This window comes from Rhodococcus sp. 27YEA15 (assembly GCF_049739425.1).
GTDB lineage: Bacteria > Actinomycetota > Actinomycetes > Mycobacteriales > Mycobacteriaceae > Rhodococcus_F.
Window position 1 is genome coordinate 4778487 of record NZ_JBMHHW010000001.1, and the last position, 18795, is coordinate 4797281.

Genomic DNA, 18795 nt, shown 5'->3' on the forward strand with positions numbered 1-18795 from the left:
ATGTGGGACTCCCGTTCGATCACCGCCAGTGCTACCGACTTCAGCGTCCTCACCGGACCCACCGTCGCCAAGGCCGTACCCGACTTTCTCGTCGTGCGTGCCGAGAGCCGACTCCACGTAGAGGCGTACCGGAAGATCCGCGAACAGACGTTCGTGGCCGAACAGGCGCTCTTTCGCGAAAGTGATCACGACGACGTCGACGACGATCCGCGTACCGTGATTCTCGTCGCCGTCGATCCTGGCGGAGACGTACTCGGTGGTGTTCGCCTGTCCCCGAGTACGGACGGTTCCGATCTGGGGTGGTGGCACGGTGGCCGGCTGGCCGTGAGCGGCCACCAGCGCAACGGTCGCGGCATCGGCACCGCTCTCGTCCGAGCTGCCTGCGCCTGTGCCGAATCAGCGGGGGCGCTGCGGTTCGACGCCACCGTACAGAGCCGAAACGAGACTATGTTTACTCGTCTCGGCTGGCTCCGGATCTCCGACGTTGTTGTCGCGGATGCCCCACACGTACGTATGACCTGGCCCATCAGTCGAGTAGAACGCCTGGTCAGAGCCACCAAATCGTCTCTGGCCGAGGCTCTCGCTCCTTTTCGCGCCCAGGACGGCGCTCTCGGTGGTGCCGGGTTCCGTGGTGACGACGGCGCACCGGTTCCGGGCAGCGATCTGATCGCCGCCTGCGACGCGATACTGCCCGCAATGGTCCAACGCGACCCGGAATGGGCCGGATGGTGCGCAGCCCTGGTCAATCTCAACGACCTGTCCGCGATGGGCGCCGCCGCGATCGGATTGCTCGATGCCGTCGGCGCACCGAACACGTCGATCCTGAACAAGGTGATTCGAGGACTCGCACATGCGGCCGCGGCCTGGGAGGTGCCGGTACTCGGCGGCCATACCCAGCTCGGCGTCCCCGCCGCGCTCTCGGTCACGGCACTGGGCCGCACCCCCCACCCCGTGCCTGCCGGTGGCGGACGTCTCGGCGACGGCCTCACCTTGACTGTCGACACTGGCGGTCGGTGGCGCCCCGGATATACCGGGCAACAGTGGGATTCGACGTCCACACGTAACCGCACAGAGTTGCAGGAGATGACAACCTTCGTAGCTCGCACCCGGCCCGCCGCTGCGAAAGACATCAGCATGGCCGGTATCGCCGGAACTGTGGGAATGCTCGCCGAGGCGAGCGGGCTCGGCGCCGAGCTCGATGTTGCGGCGATACCGCGCCCGGCCGGTACGAGCGTCGGCGACTGGTTGACGTGTTTTCCAGGATTCGCAATGGTCACCGCAGACCGCCCAGGTTCGGCCGTGGCACCGGCAGGGCCGGCGACGACGTCGCTTTGCGGACAACTGACGCACACGGCCGGTGTGAGCCTTCGCTGGCCCGACGGCGCAACTACACGAGTGATCGACTCTACCGTCACAGGATTGGGAAGAGCATGACAGAGATCGGAATATCGGTTGCAGCAGCAGAATTCGGTCGCGACATGGAGCAGGCGTACCGTACGATCGGCCGGCTGATCAACGAGGCGCGCCATGTAGGCAGCTCACTATTGGTCTTGCCCGAGGCATGCCTGGGCGGATACCTGCCCAGCCTGGGCGGAGGTGACGAGAACGACGAGCAACGGCAACACCGTCTCCGCAACCTTCCGCCTGCCCTGGAGTTGGACGGCCCGGAAATAGCCCGAGTCGCCGAGATGGCCGCAGATCTGGTGATCACCCTGGGATTCTGTGAGGCGGACGGTCCGGACCGGTACAACGCCGCTGTCACCCTCGACGGCGACGGCGTCCTCGGCTCGTACCGGAAGGTTCACCAACCACTGGGTGAGAACCTCTGCTATCTCGCCGGCGACACCTACGAAGCATTCGATACTCCGGTCGGCCGGATGGGGATGCAGATCTGTTACGACAAGGCGTTTCCGGAGGCTGCGCGAGCGCTGGCCCTCGACGGCGCCGAGATCATCACGTCGCTGTCCGCGTGGCCGACCGCGCGCACCAACCAGGTGACGAATCCCGAAGACGATCGATGGAAACAACGATTCGACATCTACGATCGGGCCAGGGCCACCGAGAACCAGGTCGTATGGGTCGCCTCGAATCAAGCCGGAACATTCGGATCGCTCCGATTCGTCTGTAGTGCAAAGGTGGTCGGTCCCGGTGGCGACATCCTGGCCACCACCGGAGTGGAACCCGGCCTCGCTACGGCCCGACTGGATGTTCGAGCCGAACTCGACGCGATCCGCAGTGGCGGAATGTACAACCTCCGCGACCGCCGTCCGGAACTGTACGGCGATGTCGTCGAGGCCAATCGAGTCACCGGGACACATCTCGACGAAACCGCGCGCCCGGCATTCTCGCGGCGCTCCGACGCCTCCGCCAAGGAGCCGATCCGTGCCTGAGATGACGTTCACCATCAGCTGGCCGGACGGATCTACCCAGTCGTGTTACTCCCCTTCGTTGGTGATGCACGATTACCTCGTCGCAGGCACCGAGTACACGGTGGCCGAGTTCATCGAGCGGTCCACCACCGCCCTGACCACGGCAAGCGAACGGGTGCGCAGCAGATACGGAATGTACTGCACCTCTGCGGCCGCACAAATCGAGGAGCTCGACCTCGCCGCTCGCGTCCACGACCCCCACTCACTCGTCCGGGTTCTCGACATGAATCCGCCGTCCCTCCCCGGAGAATCATCATGACCGAACAGCACGCAGTCGTCGTGATCGGCGCCGGACAGGCCGGACTCTCGATCAGCAGGCACCTCGTTCAACGCGGCATCGACCATATCGTACTCGAGCGCAGCACGATCGCACACGAATGGCAGGACAGCCGTTGGGACAGTTTCACACTCGTCACGCCGAACTGGCAGTGCAATCTTCCCGGGTACAACTATTCCGGTGACGATCCTGACGGATTCATGAACCGCGAACAGACGTACCAATTCGTTCGCGGGTATGCCGACACCTTCGATCCTCCTGTTCTCGAGGGTGTTTCGGTACGGTCGGTCAGTCAGGCCACGGGCGGGGGATTCGACGTGGACACATCGGCCGGGCCGATGCATGCCGAGCACGTCGTCGTCGCCACGGGTGGTTACCACACGCCGATCGTTCCGCGTTTCGCCGAACGGCTCCCGGAATCCGTCACGCAAGTGCATTCGTCGCAGTACCGGAGCGCCGACGCCCTACCTGCCGGCAGCGTCCTCGTGGTGGGTAACGGCCAGTCCGGCGCACAGATCGCTGAGGATCTTCAACTCGCCGGTCGTACAGTTCATCTGGTGACCGGAGGCGCGCCGCGCGTCGCCCGCTTCTATCGTGGCCGTGACTGTGTGGCCTGGCTGCACGACATGGGAACCTACGACGTCTCGATCGCCGACCATCCCGGTGGTCTCGGAAAACGCGAGAACACCAACCACTACGTCACAGGCCGCGACGGCGGTCGGGACATAGACCTGCGCGCCTTCGCGCACGCCGGAATGCAGCTGTACGGGCGGCTTACCGACATCCGCAACGGAGAGCTCCATTTCGCCCCAACTCTTCAAGCGTCCCTCGACGCCGCCGACGCGGTCAGTGAGAGCATCAAGGATTCCATCGACACCTACATCGACCGGGAGGGTATCGATGCTCCGATCGAAGAACGGTACGTCCCGGTGTGGCGACCGGACCAGGAGGTCACGAGACTCGACGTGTCCTCGGCGGCGATAACGTCGGTGGTGTGGTCGATCGGATTCACCACCGACTACCGCTGGCTCCATGTCGGTGTCTTCGACGGTAGCGGCCATCCCACCCATAACCGTGGGGTCACCGCGGTTCCCGGGCTCTACTTCCTCGGACTGCCGTGGCAGCACACCTGGGGGTCCGGGCGGTTCGCCGGTGTGGCGAGGGACGCGGAGTACCTCGCCGACCACCTGCAGTTGCACGCTCGCGCACTGCATGAGCAGGCGAGCGCCTGACGCGTGGCCACGATGAGACTCGGAGCTGTGGCCGGGCACTTCGGTAAAGACGTCGATCGGGCGCTACTCAAGTTGGGAGCCTTGATCGAGAGTGCATCCCGTGACGGTCTCGAGTTCCTGGTCCTGCCCGATGCCTGCCTGGGCGGATACATCTCGGATCTACTCAGCCCGGACACCGACGAACTTCCGCCCGCTCTGGCGATCGACGGCCCGGAACTGCGCGCCGTATCGGCCATGGCAGGAGATATGACCATCTGTATCGGCTACACCGAACTGTGTGACGGTCTTCGATACAACGCAGCGGCGTGTGTCACCGGAGACGGCGTCATCGGAAACCATCGCAAAGTACACCAACCCATGAACGAGTCGCTGGCCTATGCGTCCGGGGATTCCTTTGCCGCCTTCGACACTCCGGTTGGGAGGATCGGGATGCTGATCGACTACGACAAGACGTTCCCGGAGTCTGCTCGCACTCTTGCCTTGAGCGGGGCTCGGATCATCGCCGCACTGTCGGCCTGGCCGGCCAGCGTCACCGACCGCGCCGCGAGAATGTCCCAGGACCGGCAGTCACGGTTGTTCGATCTGTACGATTCGGCGCGCGCAGCCGAAAATCAGGTGGTCCTCGTCTCGTCCAATCAAACCGGAATTCACGGTGGGTTGCGGTTTCTCGGCCAAGCGAAGGTGGTCGGACCCGGTGGGGATATTCTGGCGCGTACCGGTTCGAAAGGTGGTATGGCAGTGGCAGATCTGGACGTAGACCTGGAAATAGGCCGAGCTCGGAAAGTTCTCCGCCACTTGGAGGAGAGGCAAGTGGACACCTACCGTGGGCTCCTCGACAGGAACGAGAGCTGACATGCGCATCGCTCTACTGACATATTCGACGAAACCCCGGGGCGGGGTGGTACATACGCTGGCATTGGCCGAAGCTCTGGCGAGGCGCGGCGCCGACGTCACCGTGTGGACCCTCGGCCGAGAAGGTGACGGCGCCTTCTTTCGCACGGTTGATCGTCGAGTCGCCGTCGAGGTCGTTCCGTTCGCACCTCAGGACGGCGAGAATGTCGGTGACAGAATTATTCGTTCCATAGCAACTCTACGGGCCGAGTTCACTTCGCACGCATACGATGTCGTTCACGCACAGGACTGCATCACCGCCAATGCCGTCGGGCGGTGCATTCGCACGATTCATCATCTCGACCAGTTCACGACGCCGGCGCTGGCAGCGTGCCACGAGCGAGCGATAGTCGAACCGTACGCGCGCATCTGCGTCTCCGCCGCCGTTGCCGCAGACGTGCAGGCCGGGTGGGGGCTGGGGTGCACCGTCATACCCAACGGCGTCGACGCTGCCAGATTCGAAGCTGCGAGTACAGACGCCGCCCGACGACGCCACTGGGAAGCGGAACTGGGTCGGTACATCCTGGCCGTGGGAGGCATCGAACCTCGCAAGGGCAGCATCGATCTACTCGAGGCCTACGCCCTGATGTCAGCGCGACGACCCGACCTACGCCTCGTCTTCGCCGGCGGTGAGACTCTCTTCGACTACCGCGATTACCGCGCCCGATTCGACGCGCGTGCACAGGAACTCGGAATCACCCCGCTTGTACTGGGCGTAGTCGCCGACGACGAACTTCCTTTTCTGGTAGCACAGGCCGAGATGTTCTCGTTCCTCTCCGTCAAGGAAGGTTTCGGACTGGCCGCCATGGAGGCCTTGGCGGCCGGTGTGCCCGTCACCGCACGCGACCTACCGGTCCTTCGAGAGGTATTCGGCGACAGCGTGATGTATGCGTCGACGCATGCCGACATGGCCATCGCACTGGGCCGACCTCGTGACGACGCGTCGACCGAACGTGGCCGAGCACTGGCCAGAGCGCATCGCTGGGACGAAGTCGCCGAAGCGCACCTCGAGTTCTACGCAGTGGTCGCCGGGTGAATACTCAGCGCTTCAATTTCTGCAACGCTGCTTCGAAGTCGTCGAGAAGAGCCAACGCAACTCGGTAGCTACTACCGAAGAAGTGATCGGACATACTGACGTCACCAGACCGGGCGGCCTTCAGTGTTCCGAATACCGCGTTGGCGGTGATCGCCTCGACGCCGCGGCGTCCTTGCCCGAGACGATCATGTCCGGATGCAGCGAAGCGATCTTCTCCGCGTTCGGTTAGCCGGACTCCGCCGCGATCGGGATCGGGTCGAACAGTTCCGTGTACGCAGGCAAGTTCGGTATGTAGTCGGGTCAGCCGACCGGCGTCGCGAGGGCGCCGAGGGCCAGCCGACATGTTCCCATTCCATACGTTGCAGAACAACGAATTTCGCACTTCTCGCCGGTTCCCGGGAGGTACGTCCCCGATTCGATTCGCACCCGTGCCGCGCTCGGAATGCCTGCCGGTGGCCACGGCCCATCCCTGGGCTCGGCACATCGATCCGGGCGCAACACCTACGAACGGGTGGACGGCGACAACACTACCGCCGAGCTTCTACCCTGTACGGCAGCGGATTCCAGTCGATGCCGATGCGCAAATCCGGTCTACGCTCACGACGAAGAACCATGGGAGTGCGAGAGGGTGCGGCCCTTGTCGACAGGACCGCGTCCGTATGAACGGCTCGAATGTGTCAGTAGTTCATATGTTCTCGCGTATGGACACGAACGACGCCGATGCAAGTGTCATCAGTGCGAGATCCTCGTCGAGGGTACGCCGCAGCCGCTGATCACCTGGATCGGTATCCAGCACGACGTGTGCCGCACCGAGATCTGACAGGAATGCCAGATCGTCGGCGATCTGATCGAGGCTGCCGTACCCGAGCGGCCGATCAGGATCTGCCACCGCGTTTCGGGTCGGAAGGAAGTACACTCGCGGAGCGAATTCGCGGCCCTCGGCGAGTTGGCCCACAGCTGACACGCACCGTTGCCTGCTGGGGTGCAACGGATGCCAGGCCGTACCGTACCGGTTCGTTCGCGCAACGGCTGCCGGACCGTTCCCCCCGATCCACACCGGCGGGTGCGGCACCTGCGCTGGACGCGGTCCGGTATGGACACGATGATCAGCGACGGTCCCCGGCACCGTGACGACATCTGCGGTCCACACCCGATGCAGAACCTCGAGAGTCCGGTCCGTCAGACGTCCACGTTCACGAAAGGGCACCCCCAACACGTCGAATGCCTCCGCTGTCCAGCCGACTCCGATACCGACGATGAGCCGGCCGCCGCTGAGTTGGTCGATGGTCGCCGTTGCATGCGCGAGATGGACGGGGTGCCGATGCGGCCCGATCAGTACCCCGCTACCGAGACGGATCGTCGTGGTACGCCCCGCCAACCAGGCAAGCGTGGACAGGCATTCGTAAAAGGGTGCAGGAGATCGACGGTTGGCGTCCTCGGTGAGTGCGACGTGATCGGACAGCAGAACGGCGTCGAAACCCGCGTCCTCGGCTGTACGTGCCCATCGTTCGATGCCGTTGTGATCCATCTGCGGACCGAAGTTCGGCAGGTTCACGGCAAATTTCACGAGTTGACCTCCGTCGAAGTCGGGAGCGACGATCCCGAGTGCGACGTAGCTGTCGGTACCGCGACGACAACCGAGGCCGGCCCGGTCGACCTACGGATGGCATCGGCTCCGACGCCCGATTTCGAAGAAGTCACGGGATCACCAGAACCTTTCCCCGGATTCCCCCGGCCATGAAATCGGTATGTGCCCGACCGACGTCGGCAAGCCCATACGACCGCGCCACCGGCACGTCCAAGAAACCGGCATCGATTGCAGATGCCAACTCTGCCAGAGCTTTCCCATTTTCGTCGACGTAGCTCTCCAGCGGCATGATTCCGCGTTGCGAGGCAGGTTGTTCGTTGTCGTCGATGGAGAGGAACCGACCACCGTCTCGAACCGCGTCGACGGAATCGGCAAGGCCTGCGGTGTCGAACACCGCATCCCAACTCCTCGAATCGATTCGATCGAGCTTCGACACCCATGCCGCGCCGAGCGCGCGTAGCTCCTCGACGTCACGATCACGCACCACCGCTCCCACCGTATGGCCTTGATGGCGCAGCAGCTGGACGGCGATCCGCCCAACTGCCCCGGCTCCGCCGGTGACCAGCACGCGGGCATCTTCCGGCACAGCCAATTCGGCCAGTGCCTGACGCGCGGTGAGGCCCGCCAGCGGGATAGCCGCGGCATTCTCCAGTGCGATAGAGACCGGCGCAGAAGCGAACAGCGACTGGTCGGCGACCACCTGCCCCGCATAGGTCCCGTAACGGTGCACCGGTTGAGCGATCATCCCGATCACTCGATCGCCGGAGCGGAACAACGTCACGCCGTCGCCTACCGCAGTGACTACTCCTGCCACATCCCAACCGAGCACAGCCGGAAAGGTCAAATCGATGAATCCGGATCGGGTCTCGAGATCAACCGGGTTGACTGCTACAGCAACTACTTTCACGGAAATATCGGTGGCGCCGACCGGAAGATCGGGCACCTCGCCCAGGACAAATCGCTCGGGGCCTCCGACGGTGTCCAAGAGTGCAGCTTTCACGAGACGAGTCCTTTCAGTCGCAGGGCACGATAGAGCCGGCCATGGGCGTCTCGTTCGCAGCGGCAGGCACCGGTGCGCCGTCGAAGACGAACGACGCCCTGGGCGGTAGCCGGCTTCCGATCCGGCGAGAAATGCCGCCTCACGGCAATGTCGTCGGGATTTCCGGAGCGACCCAACGGGATGGAGAAACGTGACAGCCTCTCGGCACAGACACCTTCGGGATCACCATGCAAGTACGCTACGCTATTTATGTAGTCATCGCTACATGAGTGTTGGGAGTCGCAATCCGAGTTCACTTCTCGAGCAACTCACATCAGTTGCACGCCGCGCCGCCCTGTACGCAGGCAACCATCACCAGGTAAACGGTGCGGAAAGCGCGAGCGTCGGCCAATTCACGCTCGATGTCGTCTCGGCTACGGCAATCCTCCAGTCGGCCGACGCGACAGCTTCGACCGCTTGATCGGACACCTGCCAGATCCGCTTGCCGAACTGGGGTACGCGACCGGCGAGGCCGCGCAATTCCGCGGCGGGAGGCCGGCAGGTAATCTCGATGACGCACGGCAGGGCCCCATTCACATCACGGAATGAGGCAGGAAAGGGACATGAGATGGCCGGGGTGCCCGGGCAAGGCCGAAAGTTCGACATCGACGCCGCACTGGCTGCGGCAATGGCGTTGTTCTGGCAACAAGGGTACGAGGCGACGTCCGTCTCCGAGCTCACCAAGGCGATGGGCATCTCGCCGCCGAGCCTGTATGCCGCGTTCGGCGACAAACGACAACTGTTCTGCCGAGTGCTGGATTTCTACCTGCAGGGTCCGGGTTCCTGGATGGAACACGCCTTGAACGAACCGGTGAGCGCAGATCGGTTGGTCGCGAACCTACTCGTCGAAGCTGCTCGGCATTACGCAGATCCGCTCGAACCTGGCGGCTGCTTGGTGATCAACGCCGGGAGCACCGTTACCGATCCGGCGGTAGCCGAACTTCTCCGCAACCAACGCAATACGAACATCATCCGAGTGGAGGAACTTCTGCGACTGGGCGCCGAGTCCGGACAACTGAGCGCAGACATCGATCCGCGAGCCGCAGCGGACTTCATCGGCGCAACTGTCCAAGGCATGTCCACCCGAGCCCGGGACGGTGCCGACGTAGCCCAACTCATCGCCGTTGCGGTTCTCGCCGCACGGGCCCTCGGCATCGAAGTGGACGCCGATATCACCCGCGAGACTCGATCGCGCCGCGACTGACTTCAGTCGGCCGGCCCGGGACGTCCAGAGTGAGCCGACAAAGCGGTGCCGTCACACCGCAACAGCAACCGACACCTTCTCACGCAGGTGCTCGGCGGCCGACGGCAGCACCGGTATCGATTCGATCAAAGCTCGGGTGTACGGATGAGTCGGATCGCGCAATACTTCGGTGACCGAACCGTTCTCGACCACCAGCCCCTTGCGCATCACCAGAACACGGTCGGAAATATGTTGCACCACACCAAGATCATGAGAGATGAACAGCAGCGACGTACCCCACCTCTCTCGCACCTCGGTAAAGAGATCCAGAATCTGCGCCTGAACCGACACGTCCAATGCCGAGACCGGTTCATCGGCGACGATGACCCTCGGTAGCGGTGCGAGAGCGCGAGCAATCGCCACTCGCTGACGCTGCCCGCCAGAGAGTTCTCGTGGATATCTCGTCAGCGTCTGCCGGGACAGATGCACCGAATCAAGCAGTTCGCCCACTCGATTCGCCCGTTCCACCCCCACCACACCGACCGAGTCGAGGCTCTCGCCGATTGTCGCCTCCACTGAGTACCGGGGATCGAACGAACTCAGCGGATCTTGAGCAACGGACTGGATGAGCCGTCGTAACGGGCGTCGTTCCTTCTCTGATTTTCCCGTCCATTCGTGCCCGTCCAGCACTACCAATCCCGAATCAGGCTCCACCAGACCCAGCGCAATCCTTGCAACGGTGGTCTTGCCGGAGCCGGACTCACCGACGATGCCCAGTGTTTCGCCGGCCGCCAACTCGAAATCGACTCCGTCGACTACGGTGACCGGCGCGTTGCCCGGACTGCGGTAGGTTTTGCTCAGGTCCGACACCGCCAGGACGGTGGTCGGCGACGACCACGACTCGGGCGACGGCGTCACCACCCGACGTTCCGCATCGGCGGCAGAATCTTGTGTACTCGTAGTTGATTCGACTACCGAGGCGCACGCACCGAGGCGGCGGCCACGAGTGGCCGCTGACGGAATGGCCCGAAGCAACTGCTTCGTGTAAGGATGAGTAGGCGTGCCCAGAATCTGTTCGGTGGTGCCGTCCTCGACTACTTCGCCCCCACGCATGACGAGAACGCGAGTGGCCAGCCTTGCCACCACTGCCAGGTCGTGGCTGATGAGCAGTAGTGCGTTACCGGCATCCCGGCGCTCTTCCAGTAGACGCAGGATCTGTGCCTGAACAGTGACATCCAGGGCCGTGGTGGGTTCGTCGGCGATGATCAATTCTGGTGCCGCGGCTATGGCAGTGGCGATGAGCGCCCGTTGCCTCAGACCGCCGGACAGTTGGTGCGGATACTGTGTCAGCCGCCGGGCCGGATCGTCCACTCCCACGGACTCGAGCAATTCGATACTCCGGTGTCCGACCTCCCCCCGCGATACCACCTTGTGCGTGCGAAGCACCTCACCCAATTCCTGGCTGATCCGACGAAGGGGGTCGAGGGAAACCAGTGCGTCCTGCAGCACGAGTCCGATTCCGCCGCCACGAACACTTCGCCATCGGCGCTCGGAAAAATTGCGCGCGTCCTCGCCCGCGATCTCGAATCGGTCGGCTCGAATTCGGGCGGTAGGTCCGTGGAGACCGACTACGGTCCGGGCCGTGACGGTCTTACCCGATCCGGATTCTCCCACCAGGGCGACGGACTCGCCGGGAGCGATCGTCAGGCTCACACCGCGAACAGCAGAGATCTTCTGCCGTCGGCTCTCGAAGTCGACGTGCAGGTTCTCGATGGTCACCAGATTCTCTGTACTCATCGCAGTGATCTCCCTTCGAAGCGTGCTTGCCAATGCCGACCCAGAACGGTTACCGACACCACTGTCAAGGTGACTGCAATGCCGGGTAGGACAGTGACCCACCAGGCTTGCCTGAGATAGTTACGTCCCTCCGAGAGCATCGCGCCCCACTCCGGCGACGGAGGCTGCGGACCCATGCCGAGGAAACTCAGAGCGGCGGCACCGAGAATCGTCGAACCGAAACCCAGGGTGGCCAGGATCGGCAGCGATGCTATGGCGTGTGGGAGTACATGCCTGCGAACGAGAGTGATCTTCCCCAACCCGAAGGTCTTGGCCTGCTCCACATATCCGGACCGGGCTATCACGAAGGTCTGAGCGCGCACCACCCTGGCAAATCGCGGTACCGATGCGATTCCGAGCGCGAAGATCAGATTCACCGTGCCCGGGCCGGTGAAGGATATGAGCACCAACGCCAACAGTAGATCCGGGAACGACGAGATCACGTCGAGCAGTCGGGTGAGAACCTCGTCGACTTTCCCACGCGAGAGTCCGGCCACCACGCCGATCAGAGCACCGACGACAACCGCGAGCACGATGGCACTCAACCCGATCAGCAGCGAATGTCCGGCACCGTGCACGACTCGCGAATAGACATCTCGGCCCAGCTGGTCTGTGCCGAACCAATGCTCGGCGCTCGGCGCCCGAAAAGCGACCAGCGGATCGGCGTACAGCGGGTCTGTCTTGCTCAGCAGTCCGGGCAAGACCGCGGCGATCGCGACGAACACCAGAAACACTCCAGCCGCAAGCAGACCCACTGACAGCCGGCCGCTCCCCCGAACCTTCGATGGCGGCTCGTCGTTGTGCAGCGAAGCGGAAATATTCTCCGTGACAGTCATTTCCGGTTCCTCAATTGCCTTGCCCACGCAAACGCGGGTCGACAAGTCGGTACAGCAGATCCACGATCGTATTGACGACCACGAAAACGAACGCCGACAGCAGCGCGACGGCAAGCACGATGGGAAGATCCTTACTCGTCACCGCCGACACCGTGACCGCCCCCAGCCCCGGCCGCCCGAACACCTGCTCGACGATCACGGCACCGGTCAGTAGCCCGCCGACGACGTAACCGGTCAGTGTCAGTGCCGGTAAAGTTGCATGCCGCAGGGCATGCCGAACCCTCAAGACGATGTCTCTGACTCCCCTGGCCCGCACCGTCACCGCGTACGGCTCCTCGAGCGAGCGTTCTACGCCCTCGCGGAGTACTTGACCCAACAGTGCACCGATCGGCAGCCCCAACGTCAGTGCGGGCAGGACGAGCGATGCAAGGTTCTTGTCGCCCGCCACCGGGAATATCTTCAGCTGAAAACTGAAGATCGCGAGAAACACGATTCCGATCCAGAACGACGGTGCGGACACCAGTACCAACTCGACACCACTGGCGATCCGGCGCGGCCAACGCCGGCCCGCCGTCAAGACCGCGGAGGACACCGCGACCACCACACTGACCAACAATGCGGCTACCGTCAATTTCACCGTCGGCAGCAACTGTGACAGAAGAACGTCACTGACATCGCGGTGCAGCACATACGACTTGCCGAAGTCACCGACGGCCAACCCTGCCAAGTACTCGATGTACTGGACGAACACCGGACGATCGAGCCCCCATTCGGCCGTGACGGCCGCAACGATCTCCGGGGTACGTACCTGCTCGCCGATCAACAGGTCCACGGTGTCTCCTGGTGCCAGATGCAGGCTGAGGAACGCCAATGTGGCTGCGGCCCAGAGAACGAACACGCCGGCGATCAATCTCTGCACGACTGCACGCGCGATGGACGGCCATGGATACGAACCCTTCTCGCCCCCCTCGGATCCGGCCCTCGTATCGGGCCGGGCGTCCGCCTCCACTGCCGTCATGGTCTACACCTCTCTTGCTACTGAAATCCGCGGTGAACTACGGAGTCAGGGCTTGTCGATCCATACGTTGTAGGCACTCTCCGGCATCTGACGGAAGGGCCGGAAACTCGTACCGTGCACGTACGATGCTGCGGCGATCTGATCCTCCGGTTCGTACAGCGGAAGGAAGTACGCCTTGTCGGAGACGAATTTCTGCAACGCCGCGTAGTTTTCGGCACGAATCGCTGTGTCCGTGGTGGCGGATGCAGCAGAAAGCCACTGGGTCAGTTCGGGATCACTCACGAGCGAAAGGTTGATCGAACCGCCCTTGTCCACCGGCAGCCAATGATATTCGATGTCCACCCCGTCCGGAGCGGTGTTCGAGTTGTCGTAGATCCCGTAGTCCTTGGCGTTGCGATGCGTCAGGGAAGTACCCGGATCGACGAGCTGCGTTGCGAAGTCGATGCCGGCATTTTGCTTGACCTGCGCCTGAATCGCCTGGAGCAACACGTCGCGCTGATCACGCACGTACGGCTGGGACTGATAGTTGGTGATAGTCAGACGCTGTCCGTCCTTGGTGCGAAATCCCTCGGAATCCCTTTCCGTCCAACCAGCTTCGTCCAGAAGCTGATTGGCCTTGTCGACGTCGTTACCGTAGGTGCCCTCGAGAGAGGAATCGTAGTAGTGAGGATCCTGAGGCGACACCGCAGTCCACGCCCGAGTCCGCTTGCCCTGGTAGACGGACGCGAGTACGCCGTCCAGATCAACCGCCTCGCGGAAGGCTTTACGCACCCGCTCATCCGTAGTCGGCCCGGTGATTGTATTGAAGTACAACGAATACGGTGTTCCCGTGTTGAGAGCCGTCTTGTAGCTGAAATCGCTGCTGTTCTCGAACTGCGATGCTTCGAAGCCTGGTACGCCTTCGATGACGTCGACCTGACCGGAACTCAATGCTCCTACCCTCACCGAGGATTCGGGTAGGAACCGGTAGGTCACCTCGTCCAGATAGGCCGGGCCCTGGTGTTCGGCGTTTTCCGGCGCCCAGTTGTACTTGTCGAACTTGGTGAAGTGCAGATCCTGTCCCTTGGAGTAGCGGTCCAGGACGAACGGGCCGGTACCGGCGACCGTCGGCCCACCTGCCTTGACGTCTGGGCTGGAATAGGATGCCGGAGAAATGAGTTCGACAGCCGCGGACCAGTCCAGGAACGGTGCCCACGGCGCATTCAAAACGATCTGGACCGTATCCGCCGACGTGGCTTGGACATCGGCGATATGTGACGGCGGCCCCTGCGACGAACTGTTGTAGGCCGGGTCTCTGAGCTCGGTGAAGTTCTTCACCACCGCAGCAGCATCAAGCTTCTGTCCGTCGTGGAACTCGACTCCGTCCCGCAATGTGTAGGTGTACCGAAGCTGATCGGGGGAAACTTCGTACGACTTGGCCAGCCACGGTACGAATTCCCCGTCCGTCGTGCGGTACAGGAGCGAATCGTAGGCATTGCGCAGCAGCAACTTCGTCTTGTCCTGGCCGTTCAACTGCGGATTGAGCGTGGTCGGGTCGGTCTCGACACCCCAGGTCAATGATCCACCTGACACCGGGGTGCCGGAATCGTCGTCCGAAGCCGCCGACGACGAACCACCACATGCAGTCAGAAGAAGAGTGAGCGCCAGACCTGCGGCAACGACGGTGCCGGTTGTACGCGAAAGGAATCCATGTCTTGTGGACATCGTGAGTGATTCTCCAATGTTGGTGAAATAACGAGAACGCAGTCAGCACGGCCGAAGCTACGCACAGCGCCGCGAGCATCGAAACGAAGGGGAACGGCATCGCCTGACAACGCCGCCGGAAATCGAAAGGTCAACAATTCCAAGTACAGAGCGATATCAGGTGATGCACAAGATCCTCGTTTCGAAATGGCATGCTTACAGCCGCCCGTCATGGCGGCCGCCAGGTCGCGCTCAGGAGCACCCCGCCATTACCAGAGGGTTGCTGTTCCGACCGCTGAGCCGATCGTCGGAACTCTTGACCGAGTTGAAGTGTAGATGGCCGTAGCTTTACGTTTCAATCAATACATTCGCACTGATCGAAACTGGCCCCCGTCGCCGCGGCAACGGGGGCCAGATGTTCACCGGTCTAGCTACTCGGTGTACGAACGATGTTGAAATGTACATGTTTACGAAGTTCGAAGCCCAGGCCGAGATAGAGACTGATCGCAGTGGTGTTGCCTGCTCCGGTATGCAGGAACGGTACGTCACCGCGTCGATAAATTCCGTCTGCAACGGCGCGCACCAATCGTCCGGCGAGTCCCTGACCGCGGAACTGGGAGTCCGTGCACACGGCGCTGATCTCGGTCCATCCTGGCGGATGCATCCGCTCACCGGCCATCGCAATCAGATCGCCGTCGCGGCGTACGCCCAGATACGTTCCGAGTCGGTATGTTTCGGCAGAAAACGGTCCGGGCTGCGTTCGTGCCACCAGCGCCAACATGTCGTCGGCGTCGGCACCACCAAGCTGAACGGCTTCGTCGAACGGTTCGGCGCGTAATTTGTCGGTGGCGATCAGCTGGACACCTTCGATCGACCTGACCACCGACCACCCTTCGGGTAGCTCGGCGAGATCAGCGGTGATCGAAACCTCTTGGCCAGGACCGACAAGGGCCGCAAGGTCGGTCCAGGTGTTGGGATCGCGCAGGTCGTCGACCGCTAGTATCCGCGACACCTCGGGCCTGAACCGGCGGACTCGGCTCGTCCCCTCGCTCAAGTGTGCGTGAAACCCGGTAAGGCTCGCCCACGCCGGATTGTCGAGGACATCCGTCCGAGATGATGTCGGTGCGTTCATCGACGTGCCCACTCCTGTGCGATCAGTTCGTACGACCGCACCCTGGCAGCGTGATCGTGAGTGATGGTGGTGATGGAGATCTCCACGGCACCGGTGGCCTCGCGCAGCTGTTCGAGTTGGTCGGCGACCGCAGTGGGCGAACCGACGAACTGTGTGGCGAGACGGTCTCGAACCAATGCGCGATCGTCGTCGTTCCATTCGAAGGCCGCGGCCTCGGCCGGTGTCGGATACGCTATCGCGCCCTCACCACGCCGAATGCTCCGCACCCACGCACCGTATCCGGAAGCGAGTTCACTTGCCTCCTCATCGGTTTCGGCGATCACCGCATCCACGGACACTGCAACGTACGGCTCAGGTACGTCGGCGGACGGCACGAATGCCGCCCGGTACGCTTGGACGGCATCGATCACCGTGCTGGGACTGTGGTGGTAGCTGGCGATGAAACGCAATCCGTTCTCCCCGGCAACCGTGGCACTGCGCCCACCAGACGCACCCAGTATCCACACCTGGATATCGGCGTTCTCACCGGGAGAGGCATGCACGGGCAACCCTTCCGACGATACGTACGTACCGGCAAGCAAAGCCAATACCTGCTCGATCTGCTCCCCGTACTCCGGCGCATACGCCCCGGGCTGCTGGAGCAGCTCGAAGAGGTGAGCCAGGGACTTCTTCGAAAACGACTTCGCCAGGTCGTACTGGCGCGGAATCAGCAATCCGTTGGCTGTGAAGGTGTCCTCGTCGTGTGTGCCCCCGCCACGCGAAGCGAGATACGTCTGCGCGGCGGTCGACGACTCACCGGCACCGGCCGAGTTGGGTGCCGCTCGTGAGATCGATCGTCCGATCCCCAAGTCCAGACGGCCCGGATACAGGGCGTCGATGAGCCCGAACTCTTCGACCGTTCCCAACGGAGTTCGGTGCCCGAATTGAACACCTGCCGAGCCCAAACGAATCGTCTCCGTCGCTCCGGCGACCAGCGCGATCTCGATCGGTGGCGACGAACCCAGAACGCCCGGATTCAGATGATGTTCGGCGAACCAGTATCGGTGATAGCCGAAACGCTCTGCAGCGCGGGCGAGATCTATCGTATTTCGCAACGCCGTGGCTGAATCCGCGCCACTCGAGCGGGGAACGAGATCGAGAACGGACAGCGGCACAGGGTTGGTCATGACAGGACTCCTCGAAAACTGACAGTGGAGAAAATCGACAAGGAAGACAGTGGTGGGGCGGACTCACTCACCGCGACCCGACCCGTACGGCGGCAGCGGAGGCAATTCCAAATTCTCGCGGAAGGTGTCACCGACATAGTCGTTACCGACGATCCCGCGCTTGCGAAGCTCGGGAAGTAGTCCGTTGGTGACAAAGTCTCGTGTGCGGGGGTCGGCGAGCCCACCCAACGAAATGACGTCGAGCACTCCGGCGTCGTACCGCTCCTGTATCGCATCGGCAAGCTGCTCCGGCGTGCCCGCCTCAGCCCAGTGACCAGTGTGCTTGGACTCGATGATCAGTTCGCGCAACGTCTTCCCCTGCGCTGCCAACTTGCCGAAGATCTCCACCCGACCCCGACGCCGATTGACGGTAGCCGGGTCGGGTAGCAAAGACACCGGAATCGGCTTGTCCAGCGCCAATTCCGACAGATCGATTTCGCCACCCAACATGTCGGCCAACCGCAACCGACCGGCGTCGAAGTCCGTGGACTCGTCCTCTTCTCGCACCAACTCGGCAACCTCGGACTCCGTGGCTCCGTAAGTGGCGTGGAACGAACTGAAGATCAACGGCAACTCGTCTCCGCGACCCAACTCTGCCGCCCTCGCACGAATCGTCTTCGTGTACGTGATCGCATCTTCGATCGTGGCCAGTGACGTGAACACGACCTCGGCGAACCGTGCACCGAGTTCGATTCCACCAGCGGATTGGCCGGCCTGAAACTGAACCGGACGACGCTGCGGTAAGGACGGAATGTTCAGCGGACCCTGCACCGTGAAGTACTTGCCCTGATAGTCGATCGGCACGACACGTGAGGAGTCCAGAACTGCGGAGCCCTCGCCGGCGGTCAGAGCACCGGGCCGCCAACTGTCGAACAACTCGTTGACAACCTCGAGCGATTCAGCGGCTCGTGCGTACCGCTCCTCCGGGCTCGGCAGGACCTGATCGCTGTAGTTTTCCTCGCCGAGTGACGAAGTAACGGCATTCCACGCCGCTCGTCCGTTGCTGACGTGATCCAGCGTGCCGAACAACCGTGCCAGGTTGTACGGATGATGGAACGTCGTCGTCACCGTCGCGATGAGCCCGACGTGGGTGGTCACCGCGCTCAGTGCCGCGAGATAGATCAACGGCTCCTGCGCACCGATCGCACCTTGCGCGCCAAAACTGAGCAGGTCAGCGGCGAACAAGGCATCGATCTTGTTCGCCTCGGCGATCTTTGCAACCTCGATCGACGAAGCGACGGTCGACTGCGCGGGGTCTATCGCGGCGTCGTAAATGCTCACCGCCCCGCTGACACCGGTCACTGTCTTGAGCGGACGCCTACGATCGGCCACCGAGCACACTCCTACATCTTCGAAACGTATCCGAAGCTTCGACGCTAGGAGTGATACGTGCGCGTGCACAGATATCGG

Annotated in this window: 18 protein-coding genes and 1 riboswitch; of the genes, 8 read left to right on the forward strand and 10 right to left on the reverse strand. The window is 62.6% G+C overall.

Features of this window, described 5'->3' with window-relative positions; genetic code table 11:
- From ABH922_RS22425 to ABH922_RS22450, 6 genes are read left to right on the forward strand one after another with little or no spacing between them, the layout of a single operon-like run.
- Complete coding sequence (locus tag ABH922_RS22425; RefSeq protein WP_424809016.1) at positions 1-1434, forward strand: MSMEG_0567/sll0787 family protein; 1434 nt, start codon at positions 1-3, stop codon at positions 1432-1434.
- Positions 1431-2390: a carbon-nitrogen hydrolase family protein gene (locus tag ABH922_RS22430; RefSeq protein ID WP_424809017.1), complete on the forward strand. Its 960-nt coding sequence runs from the start codon at positions 1431-1433 to the stop codon at positions 2388-2390. Before ABH922_RS22425 ends, ABH922_RS22430 begins: the two co-directional genes overlap by 4 nt.
- Positions 2383-2688 carry an MSMEG_0570 family nitrogen starvation response protein gene (locus tag ABH922_RS22435; protein WP_424809018.1) on the forward strand — a complete coding sequence of 102 codons (306 nt, stop codon included), beginning with the start codon at positions 2383-2385 and terminating at the stop codon, positions 2686-2688. The genes ABH922_RS22430 and ABH922_RS22435 overlap by 8 nt, the downstream gene beginning before the upstream one ends.
- On the forward strand, positions 2685-3938 hold the full coding sequence (locus tag ABH922_RS22440) for an MSMEG_0569 family flavin-dependent oxidoreductase (protein ID WP_424809019.1): 1254 nt from the start codon (positions 2685-2687) through the stop codon (positions 3936-3938). Before ABH922_RS22435 ends, ABH922_RS22440 begins: the two co-directional genes overlap by 4 nt.
- 12 nt (positions 3939-3950) lie before the next feature.
- Positions 3951-4790 carry a carbon-nitrogen hydrolase family protein gene (locus ABH922_RS22445; RefSeq protein WP_424809761.1) on the forward strand — a complete coding sequence of 280 codons (840 nt, stop codon included), beginning with the start codon at positions 3951-3953 and terminating at the stop codon, positions 4788-4790.
- 1 nt (position 4791) lies between these two features.
- A complete protein-coding gene (locus ABH922_RS22450; RefSeq protein ID WP_424809020.1) occupies positions 4792-5865 on the forward strand; it encodes an MSMEG_0565 family glycosyltransferase in 1074 nt (357 codons plus the stop codon).
- Between the two features lie 4 nt (positions 5866-5869).
- Here ABH922_RS22450 and ABH922_RS22455 read toward each other — a convergent pair whose 3' ends face one another.
- The 3 genes from ABH922_RS22455 to ABH922_RS22465 form a co-directional block, all read right to left on the reverse strand.
- A complete protein-coding gene (locus tag ABH922_RS22455; RefSeq protein WP_424809021.1) occupies positions 5870-6208 on the reverse strand; it encodes a hypothetical protein in 339 nt (112 codons plus the stop codon).
- A gap of 342 nt (positions 6209-6550) precedes the next feature.
- Positions 6551-7432 carry a TIGR03619 family F420-dependent LLM class oxidoreductase gene (locus ABH922_RS22460; RefSeq protein WP_424809022.1) on the reverse strand — a complete coding sequence of 294 codons (882 nt, stop codon included), beginning with the start codon at positions 7430-7432 and terminating at the stop codon, positions 6551-6553.
- Positions 7433-7562: 130 nt separating this feature from the next.
- Entirely contained in the window at positions 7563-8453 is an 891-nt protein-coding gene (locus ABH922_RS22465) for an NADP-dependent oxidoreductase (protein WP_424809023.1), read from the reverse strand.
- Positions 8454-8718: 265 nt separating this feature from the next.
- On the opposite strand from ABH922_RS22465, the gene ABH922_RS22470 reads away from it, so the two are divergent.
- Positions 8719-8913 carry a hypothetical protein gene (locus tag ABH922_RS22470; RefSeq protein WP_424809024.1) on the forward strand — a complete coding sequence of 65 codons (195 nt, stop codon included), beginning with the start codon at positions 8719-8721 and terminating at the stop codon, positions 8911-8913.
- Between the two features lie 147 nt (positions 8914-9060).
- A complete protein-coding gene (locus tag ABH922_RS22475) occupies positions 9061-9696 on the forward strand; it encodes a TetR/AcrR family transcriptional regulator (protein ID WP_424809025.1) in 636 nt (211 codons plus the stop codon).
- A 51-nt stretch (positions 9697-9747) separates the two neighbouring features.
- On the opposite strand, the gene ABH922_RS22480 is transcribed toward ABH922_RS22475, so the two are convergent.
- The 7 genes from ABH922_RS22480 to ABH922_RS22510 form a co-directional block, all read right to left on the reverse strand.
- Positions 9748-11472: a dipeptide ABC transporter ATP-binding protein gene (locus ABH922_RS22480; protein ID WP_424809026.1), complete on the reverse strand. Its 1725-nt coding sequence runs from the start codon at positions 11470-11472 to the stop codon at positions 9748-9750.
- Positions 11469-12347 carry an ABC transporter permease gene (locus ABH922_RS22485; RefSeq protein ID WP_424809027.1) on the reverse strand — a complete coding sequence of 293 codons (879 nt, stop codon included), beginning with the start codon at positions 12345-12347 and terminating at the stop codon, positions 11469-11471. Before ABH922_RS22485 ends, ABH922_RS22480 begins: the two co-directional genes overlap by 4 nt.
- Before the next feature lie 10 nt (positions 12348-12357).
- On the reverse strand, positions 12358-13365 hold the full coding sequence (locus ABH922_RS22490) for an ABC transporter permease (protein ID WP_424809028.1): 1008 nt from the start codon (positions 13363-13365) through the stop codon (positions 12358-12360).
- A 45-nt stretch (positions 13366-13410) separates the two neighbouring features.
- Positions 13411-15069 carry an ABC transporter substrate-binding protein gene (locus ABH922_RS22495; protein WP_424809029.1) on the reverse strand — a complete coding sequence of 553 codons (1659 nt, stop codon included), beginning with the start codon at positions 15067-15069 and terminating at the stop codon, positions 13411-13413.
- A gap of 186 nt (positions 15070-15255) precedes the next feature.
- Positions 15256-15370: riboswitch (SAM riboswitch) on the reverse strand.
- Between the two features lie 105 nt (positions 15371-15475).
- Positions 15476-16060: a GNAT family N-acetyltransferase gene (locus tag ABH922_RS22500; protein WP_424809030.1), complete on the reverse strand. Its 585-nt coding sequence runs from the start codon at positions 16058-16060 to the stop codon at positions 15476-15478.
- Between the two features lie 116 nt (positions 16061-16176).
- Entirely contained in the window at positions 16177-17346 is a 1170-nt protein-coding gene (locus ABH922_RS22505) for an LLM class flavin-dependent oxidoreductase (RefSeq protein ID WP_424809031.1), read from the reverse strand.
- A 63-nt stretch (positions 17347-17409) separates the two neighbouring features.
- On the reverse strand, positions 17410-18717 hold the full coding sequence (locus ABH922_RS22510; RefSeq protein WP_424809032.1) for an NtaA/DmoA family FMN-dependent monooxygenase: 1308 nt from the start codon (positions 18715-18717) through the stop codon (positions 17410-17412).
- Positions 18718-18795 lie beyond the last annotated feature (78 nt).

Coding starts and splice junctions, on each gene's coding strand:
- ABH922_RS22480 (WP_424809026.1), bottom strand. CDS start 11,472: ATGAGTACAGAGAATCTGGTGACCATCGAGAACCTGCACGTCGACTTC.
- ABH922_RS22485 (WP_424809027.1), bottom strand. CDS start 12,347: ATGACTGTCACGGAGAATATTTCCGCTTCGCTGCACAACGACGAGCCG.
- ABH922_RS22455 (WP_424809021.1), bottom strand. CDS start 6,208: ATGTCGGCTGGCCCTCGGCGCCCTCGCGACGCCGGTCGGCTGACCCGA.
- ABH922_RS22445 (WP_424809761.1), top strand. CDS start 3,951: ATGAGACTCGGAGCTGTGGCCGGGCACTTCGGTAAAGACGTCGATCGG.
- ABH922_RS22475 (WP_424809025.1), top strand. CDS start 9,061: ATGGCCGGGGTGCCCGGGCAAGGCCGAAAGTTCGACATCGACGCCGCA.
- ABH922_RS22440 (WP_424809019.1), top strand. CDS start 2,685: ATGACCGAACAGCACGCAGTCGTCGTGATCGGCGCCGGACAGGCCGGA.
- ABH922_RS22490 (WP_424809028.1), bottom strand. CDS start 13,365: ATGACGGCAGTGGAGGCGGACGCCCGGCCCGATACGAGGGCCGGATCC.
- ABH922_RS22505 (WP_424809031.1), bottom strand. CDS start 17,346: ATGACCAACCCTGTGCCGCTGTCCGTTCTCGATCTCGTTCCCCGCTCG.
- ABH922_RS22425 (WP_424809016.1), top strand. CDS start 1: ATGTGGGACTCCCGTTCGATCACCGCCAGTGCTACCGACTTCAGCGTC.
- ABH922_RS22430 (WP_424809017.1), top strand. CDS start 1,431: ATGACAGAGATCGGAATATCGGTTGCAGCAGCAGAATTCGGTCGCGAC.
- ABH922_RS22450 (WP_424809020.1), top strand. CDS start 4,792: ATGCGCATCGCTCTACTGACATATTCGACGAAACCCCGGGGCGGGGTG.
- ABH922_RS22470 (WP_424809024.1), top strand. CDS start 8,719: ATGAGTGTTGGGAGTCGCAATCCGAGTTCACTTCTCGAGCAACTCACA.
- ABH922_RS22495 (WP_424809029.1), bottom strand. CDS start 15,069: ATGTCCACAAGACATGGATTCCTTTCGCGTACAACCGGCACCGTCGTT.